At 61.5% G+C, this 15,093-nt stretch carries 11 protein-coding genes; 9 read left to right on the top strand and 2 right to left on the bottom strand.

From position 1 onward, the window contains the following. The first annotated feature begins 20 nt into the window (after window positions 1–20). Complete coding sequence (locus OQV00_RS19585; RefSeq protein WP_266279273.1) at window positions 21–1,100, top strand: efflux RND transporter periplasmic adaptor subunit; 1,080 nt, start codon at window positions 21–23, stop codon at window positions 1,098–1,100. Window positions 1,101–1,114: 14 nt separating this feature from the next. Continuing rightward, the gene (locus tag OQV00_RS19580) at window positions 1,115–4,207 is read left to right on the top strand and encodes an efflux RND transporter permease subunit (protein WP_004859212.1); all 3,093 of its coding nucleotides are present in this window, start codon (window positions 1,115–1,117) and stop codon (window positions 4,205–4,207) included. Window positions 4,208–4,359: 152 nt separating this feature from the next. Here the strand turns inward: OQV00_RS19580 and OQV00_RS19575 are convergent, their stop codons facing one another. Next, on the bottom strand, window positions 4,360–5,088 hold the full coding sequence (locus OQV00_RS19575) for a phosphodiester glycosidase family protein (RefSeq protein ID WP_369974017.1): 729 nt from the start codon (window positions 5,086–5,088) through the stop codon (window positions 4,360–4,362). Window positions 5,089–5,171: 83 nt separating this feature from the next. Then, entirely contained in the window at window positions 5,172–6,287 is a 1,116-nt protein-coding gene (locus tag OQV00_RS19570; RefSeq protein WP_004859217.1) for a YbdK family carboxylate-amine ligase, read from the bottom strand. Between the two features lie 332 nt (window positions 6,288–6,619). On the opposite strand from OQV00_RS19570, the gene OQV00_RS19565 reads away from it, so the two are divergent. From OQV00_RS19565 to OQV00_RS19535, 7 genes are read left to right on the top strand one after another with little or no spacing between them, the layout of a single operon-like run. Next, on the top strand, window positions 6,620–8,284 hold the full coding sequence (locus OQV00_RS19565) for an ABC transporter substrate-binding protein (protein ID WP_004859220.1): 1,665 nt from the start codon (window positions 6,620–6,622) through the stop codon (window positions 8,282–8,284). A gap of 17 nt (window positions 8,285–8,301) precedes the next feature. Continuing rightward, on the top strand, window positions 8,302–9,255 hold the full coding sequence (locus OQV00_RS19560) for an ABC transporter permease (RefSeq protein ID WP_004859222.1): 954 nt from the start codon (window positions 8,302–8,304) through the stop codon (window positions 9,253–9,255). 2 nt (window positions 9,256–9,257) lie between these two features. Further along, entirely contained in the window at window positions 9,258–10,151 is an 894-nt protein-coding gene (locus OQV00_RS19555; RefSeq protein ID WP_004859224.1) for an ABC transporter permease, read from the top strand. Between the two features lie 2 nt (window positions 10,152–10,153). After that, window positions 10,154–11,197: an ABC transporter ATP-binding protein gene (locus OQV00_RS19550; protein WP_048022975.1), complete on the top strand. Its 1,044-nt coding sequence runs from the start codon at window positions 10,154–10,156 to the stop codon at window positions 11,195–11,197. Continuing rightward, window positions 11,187–12,197, top strand: a complete 1,011-nt coding sequence (locus OQV00_RS19545; RefSeq protein ID WP_266279270.1) for an ABC transporter ATP-binding protein — start codon at window positions 11,187–11,189, stop codon at window positions 12,195–12,197. The genes OQV00_RS19550 and OQV00_RS19545 overlap by 11 nt, the downstream gene beginning before the upstream one ends. A 30-nt stretch (window positions 12,198–12,227) precedes the next feature. Then, window positions 12,228–13,412 (top strand): amidase, encoded by a 1,185-nt coding sequence (locus OQV00_RS19540; protein ID WP_266279268.1) that lies wholly within the window; start codon window positions 12,228–12,230, stop codon window positions 13,410–13,412. Beyond that, a complete protein-coding gene (locus OQV00_RS19535) occupies window positions 13,402–14,670 on the top strand; it encodes a Zn-dependent hydrolase (RefSeq protein WP_004859237.1) in 1,269 nt (422 codons plus the stop codon). The genes OQV00_RS19540 and OQV00_RS19535 overlap by 11 nt, the downstream gene beginning before the upstream one ends. Window positions 14,671–15,093: the final 423 nt, after the last annotated feature.

Below are 15,093 nucleotides of genomic sequence, written 5' to 3'. Positions count from 1 at the left end.
ATCGCCAGCAAGGAATCCCGATGAGAAATATTTTGCGCCTGGTCTGCCTGACCCTTGGCCTGGCCGGTTACGCCCTGACGGCCACCGCCGCGCCCGCCATCCCGGTTCGCGCGACCGTCGTTCAACTGCTGCCGCATGTGGCTGAACGTCCGCTTCCCGGCCGCATTGAAGCGATTCATGACGTGGAGATCCGCGCACGCACGGAGGGGACCATTGTGCAGCGCCACTTCCAGGACGGGCAGTACGTCAGGGAAGGCGATCGGCTGTTCACCCTCGATGATGCCCAACCTCGGGCTGCGCTGGCGCTGGCCGGGGCCGAGCTGAAAAGCGCGCAGGCTTCGCTGCGTCAGGCCCAGCAGCTGCTGACCTGCTATCAACAGCTGAAAAACAATCACTCCATCAGCCGCAACGATGTCGATAACGCCCGGATGCAGCGCGATGTCGCCGCCGCCGCCGTGGAACAGGCGAAGGCGCGCGTCACCACGCAGCAAATTACGCTGGATTATACGCGCATCGACTCGCCGGTCAGCGGGCGTATTGGCCACAGTCGTTTTCATGTCGGCAGCCTGGTGGGGCCGACCAGCGGCATGCTGGTGGATATCGTCCAGCTCGACCCGATTCGCGTCTCTTTCGCCTTAGATGAAGCCGCCTTTTACAGTAAAGCCGGGCAGCATGCCGATATCGGCGCGCTGAAGCAGGCGTGGCTGGCGCAGATTGAACCCGACGGCAGGCGGGAAGATGGGGTGTTGACCTCGGTCGATAACCGGATTGATACCCGCACCGCCAGCGTCGTGCTGCGCGCCGAATTCGCCAATCCGCAGCATCGCCTGCTGCCGGGCGGCAACGTGCCGGTCATTCTTCGCCCGCGACAGGCGCAGGAGAGTCTGATGATCCCGGTTGCCGCCGTCCAGCAGGATGCGCAGGGGTTTTATAGCTGGGTGGTGACGGACCATAACACCGTTGCGCTGCGCCGTTTGACATCGGGCGGCCAGCAGGGGCAGCAGTTTGTCGTGGCGGACGGTCTGCAAGCGGGCGAGCGCGTGGTGACGGACGGCGCCCAGCGTCTGCGTGACGGCGCCGCCGTTCAGCTGCTGAAATAAGGAAAGGAGAAGGGATGCTGACGTTTTTTATTCGTCGCCCGCGTTTTGCGATGGTGATTGCGCTGCTGCTGACCTTTATCGGCGCGGTAGCACTGAAGCTGATTCCGGTGGAACAATATCCGCAGATTACGCCACCGGTGGTCAACGTCAGCGCCAGCTGGCCGGGCGCCAGCGCGGCGGACGTCGCCGAGGCAATCGCCGCGCCGTTGGAGACCCAGCTCAACGGCGTTGACCATATGTTGTATATGGAGTCCACCAGTTCCGATGACGGCACCTACAGCCTGAGCCTGACCTTTGCGGCCGGAACCGATGCCGATCTGGCGGCGATTGACGTGCAAAACAGGGTGTCGCAGGCGGTGGCGCAACTCCCTGTCGATGCGCAGCAGAACGGCGTGCAGGTGCGCAAGCGGGCGAGCAACCTGCTGATGGGCGTCAGCCTGTACTCGCCGCTGGAGACGCTCTCTCCGTTGTTCGTCAGCAACTACGCCAGCACCCAGGTGCGCGAGGCGCTGGCCCGTCTACCGGGCGTCGGCGAAGTGCAAATGTTCGGCGCCCGTGATTACAGCATGCGCGTCTGGCTGCGCCCCGATCGCATGAACGCGCTGAATGTGACGACCGACGATATTGCCCAGGCGCTGCGGGAGCAGAATGTGCAGGGGGCGGCGGGGCAGGTAGGCACGCCGCCGGTGTTCAACGGTCAGCAGCAGACGCTGACCATCAACGGCATCGGCCGCCTGAGCGATGCGGAAAGCTTCAGCCAGATAGCGATCCGCAGCGGGGAACACGGTCAGCTGGTTCGCCTCGCCGAAGTGGCCACCATTGAACTGGGGGCGCGCAGCTACAGTTCCGGCGCGCAGCTGAACGGCAAAGACTCCGCCTATCTCGGTATCTATCCGACGCCAACCGCCAACGCCCTGCAGGTCGCCGACGCGGTGCGCGCCGAACTGACCCGCCTGCACAGCCGCTTTCCGGCGGATCTGACCTGGGAGGTGAAGTTCGATACGACGCGCTTTGTCGCGGCGACGATTAAAGAGATTGGCGTCTCGCTGGTGCTGACCCTGTTGGCGGTGGTGCTGGTGGTATCGCTGTTTCTGCAAAGCTGGCGGGCCACGCTGATTGTCACCCTGGCGATCCCGGTGTCGCTGATCGGCAGCTTTGCCGTGCTTTATCTGCTGGGCTATAGCGCCAATACGCTGAGCCTATTCGCCATTATTCTCGCCCTGACCATGGTGGTCGATGATGCCATCGTGGTGGTGGAGAGCGTAGAAACCCATCTCGCCGAAGGCGTGGGGCGTGCGGAGGCGACCGCGCTGGCGCTACGGCAAATCGCCGGGCCGGTGATCGCCACAACGCTGGTACTGCTGGCGGTGTTTGTTCCGGTGGCGCTCCTGCCGGGGATTGTCGGTGAGCTGTATCGCCAGTTTGCCGTCACTCTGTCGACGGCGGTGACGGTGTCGAGCATCGTCGCGCTCACCCTGACGCCGGCGCTGTGCGCGCTGTTGCTGCGTCCGCGTCCCGCGCAGCCTGCTGCCATCTGGCGGGCTTTTAACCGCGCTCTGGCGACGGTGCGTGACGGCTACGGGGCGCTGGTCGGGTGGATGAACCGTCGTCTGTGGCTGGCGCTGGTGGCGACGATCGCCGCCGCCGCTCTGGTGGCCTTCAGCTTTAGCCAGATGCCGAAAGGTTTTCTGCCGCAGGAGGATCAGGGCTATTTCTTCGCCAGCGTACAGCTGCCGGAAGCCGCGTCGCTGGAGCGTACCGAAGCGGTGATGGCTCAGGCGCGCGAGCTGCTGCTGGCCAATCCGGCGGTTGAGGATGTGATTCAGGTGTCCGGGTTTAATATTCTCAACGGAACCAGCGCCTCCAACGGCGGTTTTATCTCGGTGATGCTGAAGGAGTGGCATCAGCGGCCGCCGCTGAATGAGGTGATGGGCAAATTGCAGGGACAGCTGATGGGCCTGCCGGAGGCGACCATTATGGCCTTTGCGCCGCCCACGTTGCCGGGCCTGGGCAATGCGTCCGGGTTCAATTTACGCATTCTGGCACAGGCCGGGCAATCGACGGCAGAGCTGGAGCAGGTAACGCAGCAGGTGCTAAGGATGGCGAACCAGCATCCGCAGCTGAGCCAGGTGTTTACCACCTGGAGTAGCAACGTGCCGCAGCTGACGCTCAACGTCGACCGCGACCAGGCGGCGCGGCTGGATGTGCCGGTATCGCGAATCTTCAATAGTCTGCAAACGGCGTTTGGCGGGACGCGCGCCGGGGATTTCAGCATCAACAATCGTGTCTATCCGGTGGTGGTGCAAAACGAGATGCAGTGGCGCGAGCGGGCGGAGCAAATCGGCGAGCTGTACGTACGAAATCATCACGGCGAGCGGATTCGGCTGAGCAATCTGGTGACCGTCACCCCCACCGTCGGCGCGCCGTTCATTCAGCAGTACAACCAGTTCCCGTCGGTGTCGGTGAGCGGCTCTGCGGCACAGGGCGTCAGCAGCCGCACGGCGATGGCGGTGATGGAGCAAATTCTGCTGTCGAATTTGCCGCAGGGGTATGATTACGCGTGGAGCGGCATCTCCTGGCAGGAGCAGCAGACCGGCAACCAGGCCATCTGGATCGTCCTGGCGGCGGTGGCGATGGCGTGGTTGTTCCTCGTCGCCCAGTATGAAAGCTGGACGCTGCCGGCCAGCGTGATGCTGTCGGTGCTGTTTGCCCTCGGCGGAGCGCTGCTGTGGCTGTGGATAGCCGGCTATGCCAACGATGTGTATGTGCAGATAGGGCTGGTGTTGTTAATCGCGCTGGCGGCGAAAAACGCGATATTAATCGTCGAGTTTGCCCGGGCCAGACGGGAAGAGGGGATGTCGGTGGTGGATGCCGCCCGCGAGGGGGCCACCCGGCGTTTTCGGGCGGTGCTGATGACCGCCGTCTCCTTTATCATCGGTATTATGCCGATGATGCTCGCCACCGGCGCCGGGGCGCAGAGTCGGCGGATTATCGGCACTACGGTGTTCAGCGGCATGCTGGTGGCGACGGCGATCGGGATTGTGTTTATTCCCTCGCTGTTCGTGCTGTTCCAGCGCCTGCGCGAATGGGGGCATCGGCGGATGTAAGCGCGCTTCTGTCGGCCAGCCTTGTCCTCCGGCCTCCGGTTCGCCGATTTCAGCGGACAGCTGGGCATCGCCGCATGTTTTGTGGTTTCAGAATGAGATGAGCTGCTGTTGCCGCCGCCACGGCTGGCGTGGTGCTACGGACAGCCAATCGGCTACGGGGACGGCTTGCTCTCCACCGTAATCAGGGTGACGAACGGGTGATACTGCCACGGTACGCTGCCGCCTTTCCGGTACATCTTTGAAATGGTGCCGTCGAGATAGAGCATCTGCCGCACGTTGAGCGTTGACTGCGCGTAGCAGGCGAAATCGTAGAAGTTGGTTTCGCGATCGCTGAGCATAAAAATCACCTGGCCCTGCCGGGTGATACCGACGCCATTGCGCAGCTTGCGTGAGCCGGCAGACGGCTTCAGACGCCAGTTTATTGTGCCGTTTTCAATCAGCATCGGGCCGGACTGCACGGCATAATCGATGCCCGGCGTCGGCTTAAATTTGTCGATACTGACGATTTTCGCCCGTTCGCCTTGCAGATAAAACACGCCGCCGGGGCGGATAAAAAAGTTGCCGCCGCCGGAAGCGCGATTCAGCGGAACTTTCTGCACGCCCTTTTCGATATACAGCCCCAGCGGCGCGTAGCTTTTCGCGTAGATACCGCCGTTCATCGCCATCTGCACGCGTCCGCTCTGATTGATATCCGCCAGCAGCGCACGCAGCGATCCGAAGGCCTCGCCATCCGCTTTTTTCCAGTACATCGCGATGCGCTCACGCTGCGGATTGACGGTATAGCTTTGTAGCGTCAGCGACGGGTCGGTGAGGGTGCATTTCCCGCTGGCCAGCGCGGAGAGGGGAAGCAACAGCGCTGGCAGCAGCGGCAGAAGGCGCAAAGTCATGAGAACGTTCCAGGTATGCCGCAGGAAAATGCGGGGCGGCGAAAGCAATATTGGCCGCAGTATACCTTTTTGCCGGACTATGCCGCCCAGATTTCGCAATGCTTTTGCACCAGACCGATCAGCGAGCCGCCGGCGGCGACAAACTCGCGCATCTGCCGGGCTTCGCTCGTCTCCTGCTGCAGCTGGCGCCCGATCGCTGCAAGAGCGCTGGCGGCATTGAGGCGCTCGGCGTAGGGCATGAGACGAGGGATCAGCTGTAAAATCTCCTCGCGAAGCTGGCGCTGTTCGCCGCTGTGAACATCGGTAGTGATGCCCTCCAGACCGTAGCGACAGGCCTGGTAGCGGTTAAACGGATACAGCAGGTAGTCATCGGGATGATGTTTAAACGGCCTCTCCGTCAGCAGCCAACAGGCGAGGGTCTGGATGAATCCGGCGACATTGATCGCCTGCGCGAGAGTGAGCGGGGTATCCATCACCCGTACTTCGACGGTGCCAAAACGGGGGCTGGGGCGAATATCCCAGTGCAGATCCTTCATACTGTCGATCATGCTGGTATAGCTGAGGCGCCGGAATAAGCGGGTAAACTCCTGCCAGCTGTTGACCCACGGCATCGGCCCGTTGTCAGGATAGGCGGCGAACAGATTCAGACGCGAACAGGCAAAACCGCTGTCGGCGCCGTCGAGCCACGGCGAGGCCGCATTCAGCGCAATACAATGCGGAACGAAGCGCGACAGGCCATGTAAAAGATAAAGCGCATCATCGCCGTTCTGGCAGCCAACATGGACGTGCTGGCCGAATATCGTGGCCTGCTGCGCCAGATAGCCGAAGTGCTCCACGGTTTTCAGATAGCGCGGATTATCGCTGATTTGCTGGCGCTGCCAGGTCTGGAAAGGGTGGGTGCCGCCGCCGCAGATTTGCAGATGGTGGCGGGCGGCAGCGCGTAAAACCGCCTGCTGGATGGTGCCCAGCTGCGTCGCGGCCTGGTGGATATCGCGACAAATCCCGGTGGCGATTTCCAGCATGCTTTCGGTGATGTCATGTTTAGCCTCCCCGACGCTCAGGCCGCTTTTCACGTCGTCGATGAGCCGCGAGGAGTCCTGGCTCAGGTCGTATCCTGGCGGATTGACCACCTGAAGCTCCAGTTCAATCCCGAGGGTGAAGGGGGCGGAGCGGTGAAAGTCGGGTAGCGGCATGGTGACTCCCTGATTAGCGCGATAAACGAAGTATAGATGGGTTCGTCGCGGGCAGATCGCTGCGCGGAAATGATGAATTTATTTTATAAAAGTGATGTTAAGTGATTATTCGGCTTTGCCCGTGCGGCAATAAACGGGCTGGTGCAATTGTGCAACTTATTTCACTCAGATGGTGCGTAAAGATAAGGGTTGTTTATTTTTTCAATTAAAATCATTCGGATATAATAGGTTGCTCTTATTTTATAAGCGCTTTCACACTTATTTTTCGCCCGGATAAACTGGTATGCATCTTGCCTGTTAAATAACGACTTTTATTTAACAGGGACAATGTGATGCTAAATAACACCGTACTTTTGCGCAAACGTCATCTCGCCGTTGCTGTGAGCGGCGCGCTGGCGCTCTTTGCCTCCCTGCCGTCCAGTGCCTCCACGCTGCGGATCGCCATGACCGCCGCCGATATCCCCCTGACGCTTGGGCAGCCCGATCAAGGATATGAAGGCAACCGCTTCACCGGTATCCCGCTATACGATGCGCTGGTCGAGTGGGATCTTTCACAGGGCGAAAAGCCCAGCGGCCTGGTTCCGGGCCTGGCGACGGAGTGGCACGTTGACCCGCAGAATCAACGTCGCTGGATTTTTACCCTGCGTCCCGGGGTGAAGTTTCATGATGGCAGCGAGGTGAACGCCGACGCCATCGTCTGGAACGTCGATAAGGTGTTGAACAAAACCGCGCCGCAATATGCGCCGGGGCAGATTGGCAATACGCTGTCCCGTATGCCGACGCTCAGCGGGGCGGAAAAAATCGATCGATATACGGTTGCGCTGACCACCTCCGAGCCAGATGCGCTGCTGCCGTACAACATCACCAACCTGTTTATTGTCTCGCCGACGGCCTGGCAGAAGCAGTATGACGCGGTAGCGGCCAGCATCGGCGATGCGGCGGCCCGCAGCAAGCAGGCGTGGACGGCGTTTGCCGCTCAGGCGGTGGGCAGCGGCCCCTTTAAAATGGAAAAACTGGTTCCGCGCCAGCAGCTGATTCTCGATAAAAACCCGGATTACTGGAATAAAGAGCGTATTCCACGGGTCGATAAAGTGGTGCTGATCCCGCTGCCGGAGGCCAATGCCCGTACCGCCGCGCTGCTGTCAAAACAGGTGGACTGGATTGAAGCCCCGGCGCCGGATTCGGTCGATCAGATTAAAGCTCAGGGTTTTAAAATCTACGCCAACACTCAGCCGCACCTGTGGCCGTGGCAGTTCTCCTTTGCAGAAGGCTCGCCGTGGAAAGATATTCGCGTGCGCAAAGCCGCCAACCTGTGCCTTAACCGCGCCGAACTCAAAAGCTATCTCGGCGGCTACATGACCGAAGCGACCGGCGTCTATGAAGCCGACAGTCCGTGGCACGGCCAACCCACTTTCCAGATCAAATACGACCCGGACAGCGCCCGCAAGCTGATGACCGAGGCCGGATTTAGCGCCGCGAAACCGCTGCACGTCACGGTGGCGACTTCCGCTTCCGGCTCCGGGCAGATGCAGCCGCTGCCGATGAATGAATACATCCAGCAGAGCCTGAAAAGCTGCTTCTTCAATGTCGATATTAAAGTGACGGAATGGAACACCCTGTTTACCAACTGGCGGCTGGGGGCGAAAGATCCGTCGGCGAAGGGGATCGATGCGATCAATGTCAGCGCGGCGGTGAACGATCCCTACTTCGGCCTGATCCGTTTCTCGACCGCCAAAGCCTTCCCACCGGTCGCCACCAACTGGGGCTATTTCGCAACGCCGGAGACGGAAAGACTGGCGACGGCGGTAAAACACGCCTTTACCCCGGCGGAGATGGACAAAGCGGCCGGTGAACTGCATGCGGCGCTGGTCGACCAGGTGCCGTTCCTGTTTGTCGCCCATGACGTTGGGCCGCGCGCGATTTCACCTGCGGTGACCGGGGTGGTCCAGCCGCAAAGCTGGTTTATCGATCTCAGCCTGGTGAGTAAGAAAGAGTAACCGCACAGGGGGAACAGATGATCAATACGCTGCTATACCGCATTCTGCTGGCCATCCCGACGATGCTCGGCGTGGCGCTGATCTGTTTTATGCTGGTGCAGATTGCCCCGGGTGACCCGCTGGTTTCGGTGATGCCGCCGGATGCCTCCGAGGCGCTGCGCCAGACATTAATGCAGGCCTATGGCTTTGATAAACCGCTGCCGCTGCAGTTCGTGCACTGGCTATGGCGGGCGCTGCATGGCGACTTAGGCATGTCGGTGGCGACGGGCCGACCGGTGCTTGGCGAAGTGCTGACGGCGGTCAGCTATTCGCTGCGTCTGGCGCTGCTGGCAACCATTATCGGCTTTGTGCTGGGTAGTCTGTTTGGTTTTGTCGCCGGCTACTTTCGTAACAGCATCGTTGACCGCCTGGCGTCACTGCTGTCGGTTTTCGGCGTCAGCGTGCCGCATTACTGGCTGGGAATGCTGCTGGTCATCGTCTTTAGCGTCAAATTTTCCCTGCTGCCGGCCACCGGCGGCGGACCGATTGGCGAGATTGGCTGGCAGTGGGACCGGGAGCATCTGCAGTTCATGCTGCTGCCGGCGATTACGCTGTCGGTGATCCCGACCGGGATTATCGCCCGCACCGTGCGTTCGCAGGTGGCGGATATTCTTAGCCAGGAGTTTATCGTCGGCCTGCGCGCCCGCGGGCTGAACGAATCGCGCATCTTCCTCCACGTAGTGAAAAACGCCGCGCCGACCGCGCTGGCGGTGATGGGGCTGCAGGTGGGGTATTTGATGGGCGGATCGATTCTCGTTGAAACGGTCTTCTCCTGGCCGGGGACCGGCCTGCTGCTGAATACGGCGATTTTCCAGCGCGACCTGCCGTTGCTGCAGGGAACTATCTGGGTGCTGGCGCTGTTCTTTGTGCTGCTCAATCTGCTGGTGGATATCCTGCAAACCACCCTCGATCCGCGAATTAAGAGGAGCTGACTATGGTGGATACCGCGACGACAAAAATGGCGCCGGCTTCTCCGGTTGTGGCTGTCCGGCAGGGCTACTGGCGCGGCGTGTTTCGCCGCCTGCTGCGCGATCCCGGCGGCCTGATCGTCGGCACCCTCATTTTGCTGCTGCTGGCGCTGGCGCTGTTTGGCCCGTGGCTGATAGTGAAAGACCCTTATCAGACTTCGATGTTTTTACGCCTTAAACCTATCGGCAGCGACGGTTTTGTTCTGGGTTCTGATGAACTGGGCCGCGATATGCTGTCGCGCCTGATTCTCGGCGCCCGGCTGTCGCTGTTTATGGGCATTGTTCCGGTGGTGTTCGCCTTTTTCATCGGCGGCGCCATCGGCATTATCGCCGGCTATGCGGGCGGTAAAACCAATACCCTGATTATGCGTACCGTCGACGTGTTTTACGCTTTCCCTTCGGTGCTGCTGGCGATTGCGCTCTCCGGCGCTCTGGGGGCGGGCATTGGCAATGCGCTGCTGTCGTTGACGCTGGTGTTCGTGCCGCAGGTGGCGCGGATTGCGGAAAGCGTTACCGCCCAGGTCCGCCATATGGACTATATCGAGGCCGCCCGCGCTACCGGGGCCAGCGCCTTTACCATTATTCGCGTCCAGGTCCTCGGCAACGTGCTGGGCCCGATTTTTGTCTTCTCCACCGGCCTGATTTCGGTGTGCATGATCCTCGCCTCCGGCCTCTCTTTTCTTGGCCTGGGCGTGCGGCCGCCGGAGCCGGAATGGGGATTGATGCTCAATACCCTGCGCACGGCCATCTACACCCAGCCGTGGGTGGCGGCCCTGCCGGGACTGATGATTTTTATCACCTCCATTTCGTTCAACATCCTCGCCGACCGCCTGCGCACGGCGATGGCGATTAAGGAGTAACGATGCAACCTTTTATCAATATCGACCTTGGCGGCCCGGCTCAGCCGCTGCTGAAGGTCAATCAGCTGTTGAAGTATTTTCGTGCCGGTGGCGCAAAAAGCCGTGAAGTGGTGCAGGCGGTGGATAACGTCAGCTTTACGGTGATGAAAGGTGAAACGCTGGGCGTGGTAGGGGAGTCCGGCTGCGGCAAATCGACGACGGCACGCCTGCTGATGCAGCTGCTTAATCAGGACAGCGGCGAGCTGATCTTTGATGGCCTGACGGTGGGGTCCTCGCGCCTGCCGATGAAAGAGTATCGTCGTCAGGTACAGATGGTGTTTCAGGATAGCTATGCTTCGCTCAATCCGCGTATGACGATGGAGGAGAGTATCGCCTTCGGCCAGCGCGTACACGGTGTGAGCGCCAAAGCAGCCAGCGAATATGCCCGCTATCTGCTGGCCCACGTAGGCCTCGAACCCGAACGTTTTGCCCACCGCTATCCGCATGCGCTCTCCGGCGGCCAGCGTCAGCGTGTCAACATCGCCCGCGCCCTGGCAATGAAGCCGCGGCTGGTTATCCTCGATGAGGCGGTGTCGGCGCTGGATAAATCGGTAGAGGCGCAGGTTCTGCAGCTGTTGCAGGAGCTAAAACGTACCCTTGAGCTGACCTATGTGTTTATCAGCCACGATCTGCACGTGGTGCGCTGGCTATCGGATCGCATTCTGGTGATGTATCTCGGCGAGGTAGTGGAAATTGGGCCGGCGGAACAGCTGTTTACCCGCTCCGCTCATCCTTATACCCGCGCATTGCTCAGCTCGATGCCGTCGATGGACCCGCAAAACCGCACCCTGACCTCGCCGCTGAACGGCGATCCGCCGAGCCCGATATCACCGCCTTCGGGCTGTCGGTTTCATACCCGCTGCCCGCACGCCAGAGCGGTGTGCGCCGAGGTGAAACCGAAGCTCGAAAGCGTCGGCGAGGGGCATCAAAGTGCCTGCCTGATGGCCCAGCCGTCGTCGCCCTGGCATCAGAACATCGCCATTCAGGAGGTGAGTCATGTCGCATGAGGCTTTTGTCCATATTCGCGATCTGCGGGTGGAATTTCGCCGCGATGGCCAGACGGTGAATGCGGTTAACGGTGTCTCTTTTGATGTCCATAAAGGCGAAGTGATGGCGTTGATCGGTGAGTCGGGGTCCGGTAAAAGCGTCACGTTGAGGGCGCTGATGCGCCTGCATCCGCCTACAAGCAGCGTGCTCTCGGGGACGCTGCGCGTCGGCGATGAGGAGGTGCTGAAGATGAGCGCTTCCCGGCTGCGGGCCTATCGCGGCGCCCGCTGCGCGATGATTTTTCAGGAGCCGCTGCTGGCGTTTGATCCGGTGTATACCGTCGGTCAGCAGATCGTTGAAGGGCTGCGTCGTCATGAAGGGCTGTCGCGTCAGGCGGCGAGGGAGCGGGCTCTGGAGGCGCTGCGTCAGGTGCGGATCCCCAGTCCGGAACGACGGCTGGATGCCTACCCGCACGAAATGTCCGGCGGTATGCGCCAGCGGGCGATGATTGCTCTGGCGCTGTCGTGCAATCCGCAGCTGCTGCTGGCGGATGAGCCGACCACCGCGCTGGACGCCACGGTGCAGATCCAGATTCTGATCCTGTTGCGCGAGCAGCAAAAGCAGCGCGAGCTGGCGATTATCTTTGTGACTCATGATATTGGCGCCGCGGTGGAGATAGCCGACCGGGTGGCGGTGATGTACGCCGGACGGATCGTTGAAGAGGCGTCGATGACGGATATTTTGTCCCGTCCTCGCCATCCCTATACCCAGGTGCTGCTGGGTAGCCGTCCCAAAGACGGGTTGAAAAAAGGCGACGCGCTGCATTGCATTCCCGGTTCGCCGCCGGATCTTTCCCGCCTGCCGCCGGGCTGCGCGTTCGCCGACCGTTGCCCGCATGCGAGACCCGTTTGTAGGCAAACTCAACCCGTGACCGAACAGGTGGGACAGCGTCATGTGGTGAGTTGCCATCGCTGGCGAGAACTGACGTCGGGCATCGAAAAGCCGGCGCTGTATGCCTGAACGGTCGACCGAATAAAAGAGGTGATACGCATGCAGGATGATAATCACGCATTTATGCCTTACCCGCCGCAGCCGGTACCCCACGCGCTGAGTGGGCCGCTCAGCGGGATGACCTTTGCCGTCAAAGATCTGTTTGATGTTGCGGGCTATCCCACCGGCGGCGGTAACCCACATTTACTGGCGCTCTCCGGCATTAAACGCCGCACGGCGCCGGTGGTGCAGCGCCTGCTGGATAACGGCGCACGTTTTATCGGTAAAACCCACACCAGCGAGCTGGCCTACTCGATGAGCGGCCACAATGTGCATTACGGGACGCCGCGCAACGGCGCTGCGCCGAACCATATACCCGGCGGTTCGTCATCCGGGTCGGCGTCGGCGGTGTCGAACGGCGTGTGCGATTTTGCGCTGGGCACCGATACCGGCGGGTCGGTGCGTACCCCGGCAAGCTACTGCGGCTTGTTTGGCCTGCGCCCCACGCACGGGCGCATTTCGCTCGACGGCTGCCAGCCGCTGTGCGCCACGATGGACACCTGCGGTTTCTTCGCCCAAACGCCGGAGGTCTTTCGGGCGGTCGCTGACTGCCTGCTGGACGCGAAGCCTCCGGCGATTGCCGGCGTGGCGCTGGCGTGCCATGACGCTCTTTTTCCCCGCCTGCCGCTGCGTAGCCAGCAGGCATTGTTGCCCGTCCGGCAGCGGCTTGAGCGCGTTTTTGGCACCTTCACGCCGCTGAATGCGTCGCTGCCGGACATCGATGAGATCTACCTCGCCTTTCGGCAGATTCAGGGATTTGAGGCCTGGCAGGCGCAGGGGGAGACGATAGAACGCTATGGCCTGCAGCTGGGGCCGGATGTACGCGAACGCTTCTTATGGGGAAAAGCGGTGACCCCGGCGCAGTATGAGGCCGCCTGCCAGCGGCGGGAGCACTTTACCCGTTGGTGGGATGCGCTGTTGGGCGACGCGATACTGGTTCTGCCCACCGTGCCCGACGGTGCGCCGCTGCTGACGGCGCAGGCTGAGGAGATTGAGACCACCCGGCGTCTTTCCCACGATTTATTGTTGATTTCGGTGATGACCCGACGTCCGCAGGTGACGCTGCCGGTGGCTCAGGCCGGCGGTCTGCCGCTGGGCATCTCTTTTTTAGGGCCGCGCGGCAGCGATCGTCTGCTGGTGGAGCTGGCCGTTGCATTTGCGCAAGGAGACAAAGATGAGCAGTGAGGTTCTTTTTACCCCGGTTGCCGGGGCGACGGGTTGGCGTATTAACGGGGAACGGTTATGGGATTCATTGATGGCGCTGGCGGAAATCGGCGCGACGCCGAAGGGCGGCTGCTGTCGCCTGACGCTCACCGATCTCGACCGACAGGGACGGGATGTAGTCATCGGCTGGGCGCAAGAGGCGGGGATGAGCGTCACGGTTGATAAAATCGGTAACGTGTTTATGCGCCGGGAAGGGCGCAACCCGCTGCTGCCGCCGATTGTCTCCGGAAGCCATATTGATACTCAGCCTACCGGCGGGAAATTTGACGGTAACTACGGGGTGCTGGCGGCGCTGGAGGTGGTGCGTACGCTGAACGACCTCGATATTGAAACCGAAGCGCCGATTGAAGTGGTGTTCTGGACCAATGAAGAAGGCTCGCGTTTTGTGCCGGTCATGATGGGGTCTGGGGTCTTTGCCGGAGTATTCCCGCTGGAAACAATCTATGCCGCGCAGGATGCGCAGGGAAAAACGGTGGGCGAGGAGCTGGCGCGTATCGGTTATGTCGGCAGCCAGACTCCCGGCGATCATCCGATCGGCGCCTACTTTGAAGCCCATATCGAGCAGGGACCGATCCTGGAAGATGAAGAGAAAATCATCGGCGTGGTGCAGGGGGTGCTGGGGATCCGCTGGTACGATTGCGTGGTGACGGGGCAGGCATCTCATGCCGGGCCAACGCCGATGCGCCTACGTCAGGATGCCTTGCAGGTAGCGACCCGGATTATGCAGGAGGTGGTGGCGATTGCCGGGCGTAGCGAAGAGGGGCGCGGTACCGTCGGGATGGTGCAGGTCTATCCCAACAGCCGCAACGTGGTGCCGGGTGAGGTCACCTTCTCCATCGATATGCGCAATATCAGCGACGCGGCGGTCGATGAGATGGACCGCCAGCTGCGGGCTTTTATCACCCGCGTGCAGCAGGAGAGCGGCCTGGCGGTGACGTTACAGGAAGTCAGCCATTACCCGGCGGCGCCGTTCCATCCGGATTGCCAGCAGGCCATTGCCGATGCGGCGGCGCGACTTGGCTATCCGGCGCGGGAGATCGTCTCCGGTGCCGGGCATGATGCGGTATATATGAGCTATCTGGCGCCGACGGGGATGATCTTTATTCCCTGCAAAGACGGGATTAGCCATAACGAAATCGAGTACGCCTCTCCCGGGCACGTTACCGCCGGCGCAAACGTGCTGCTGCAGGTCATGCTGCAGTACGCGCAGGTGGCGTAACCCGCCGCCCGGGATCTCCCCGGCTGGCGCGACGCTTAGCCGGGCAACCCGACCGACGCCCTGTAGCCCCGGTAAGCGCAGCGCCACCGGGGATTGCTCCGGCTGGCGCGACGCTTAGCCGGGCAACCCGACCGCACGCCCTGTAGCCCCGGTAAGCGCAGCGCCACCGGGGATTTCTCCGGCTGGCGCGACGCTTAGCCGGGCAACCCGACCGACGCCCTGTAGCCCCGGTAAGCGCAGCGCCACCGGGGATTTCTCCGGATGGCGCGACGCTTAGCCGGGCAATCCGACCGCACGCCCCTGTAGCCCCGGTAAGCGCAGCGCCACCGGGGATTTCTCCGGCTGGCGCGACGCTTAGCCGGGCAATCCGACCGCATGCCCTGTAGCCCCGGTAAGCGCAGCGCCACCGGGGGATTTCTCCGG

Origin of the sequence: Klebsiella sp. DY2415 (assembly GCF_026314315.1) — a bacterium.
GTDB classification, from domain to species: Bacteria; Pseudomonadota; Gammaproteobacteria; order Enterobacterales; family Enterobacteriaceae; genus Klebsiella; species Klebsiella ornithinolytica.
The sequence above is the reverse complement of the archived record's forward strand: the minus strand, read 5'-3'. Positions and strand labels throughout refer to the sequence as shown.

Coding starts and splice junctions, on each gene's coding strand:
- OQV00_RS19545 (WP_266279270.1), top strand. CDS start 11,187: ATGTCGCATGAGGCTTTTGTCCATATTCGCGATCTGCGGGTGGAATTT.
- OQV00_RS19570 (WP_004859217.1), bottom strand. CDS start 6,287: ATGCCGCTACCCGACTTTCACCGCTCCGCCCCCTTCACCCTCGGGATT.
- OQV00_RS19565 (WP_004859220.1), top strand. CDS start 6,620: ATGCTAAATAACACCGTACTTTTGCGCAAACGTCATCTCGCCGTTGCT.
- OQV00_RS19585 (WP_266279273.1), top strand. CDS start 21: ATGAGAAATATTTTGCGCCTGGTCTGCCTGACCCTTGGCCTGGCCGGT.
- OQV00_RS19560 (WP_004859222.1), top strand. CDS start 8,302: ATGATCAATACGCTGCTATACCGCATTCTGCTGGCCATCCCGACGATG.
- OQV00_RS19555 (WP_004859224.1), top strand. CDS start 9,258: ATGGTGGATACCGCGACGACAAAAATGGCGCCGGCTTCTCCGGTTGTG.
- OQV00_RS19580 (WP_004859212.1), top strand. CDS start 1,115: ATGCTGACGTTTTTTATTCGTCGCCCGCGTTTTGCGATGGTGATTGCG.
- OQV00_RS19540 (WP_266279268.1), top strand. CDS start 12,228: ATGCAGGATGATAATCACGCATTTATGCCTTACCCGCCGCAGCCGGTA.
- OQV00_RS19550 (WP_048022975.1), top strand. CDS start 10,154: ATGCAACCTTTTATCAATATCGACCTTGGCGGCCCGGCTCAGCCGCTG.
- OQV00_RS19535 (WP_004859237.1), top strand. CDS start 13,402: ATGAGCAGTGAGGTTCTTTTTACCCCGGTTGCCGGGGCGACGGGTTGG.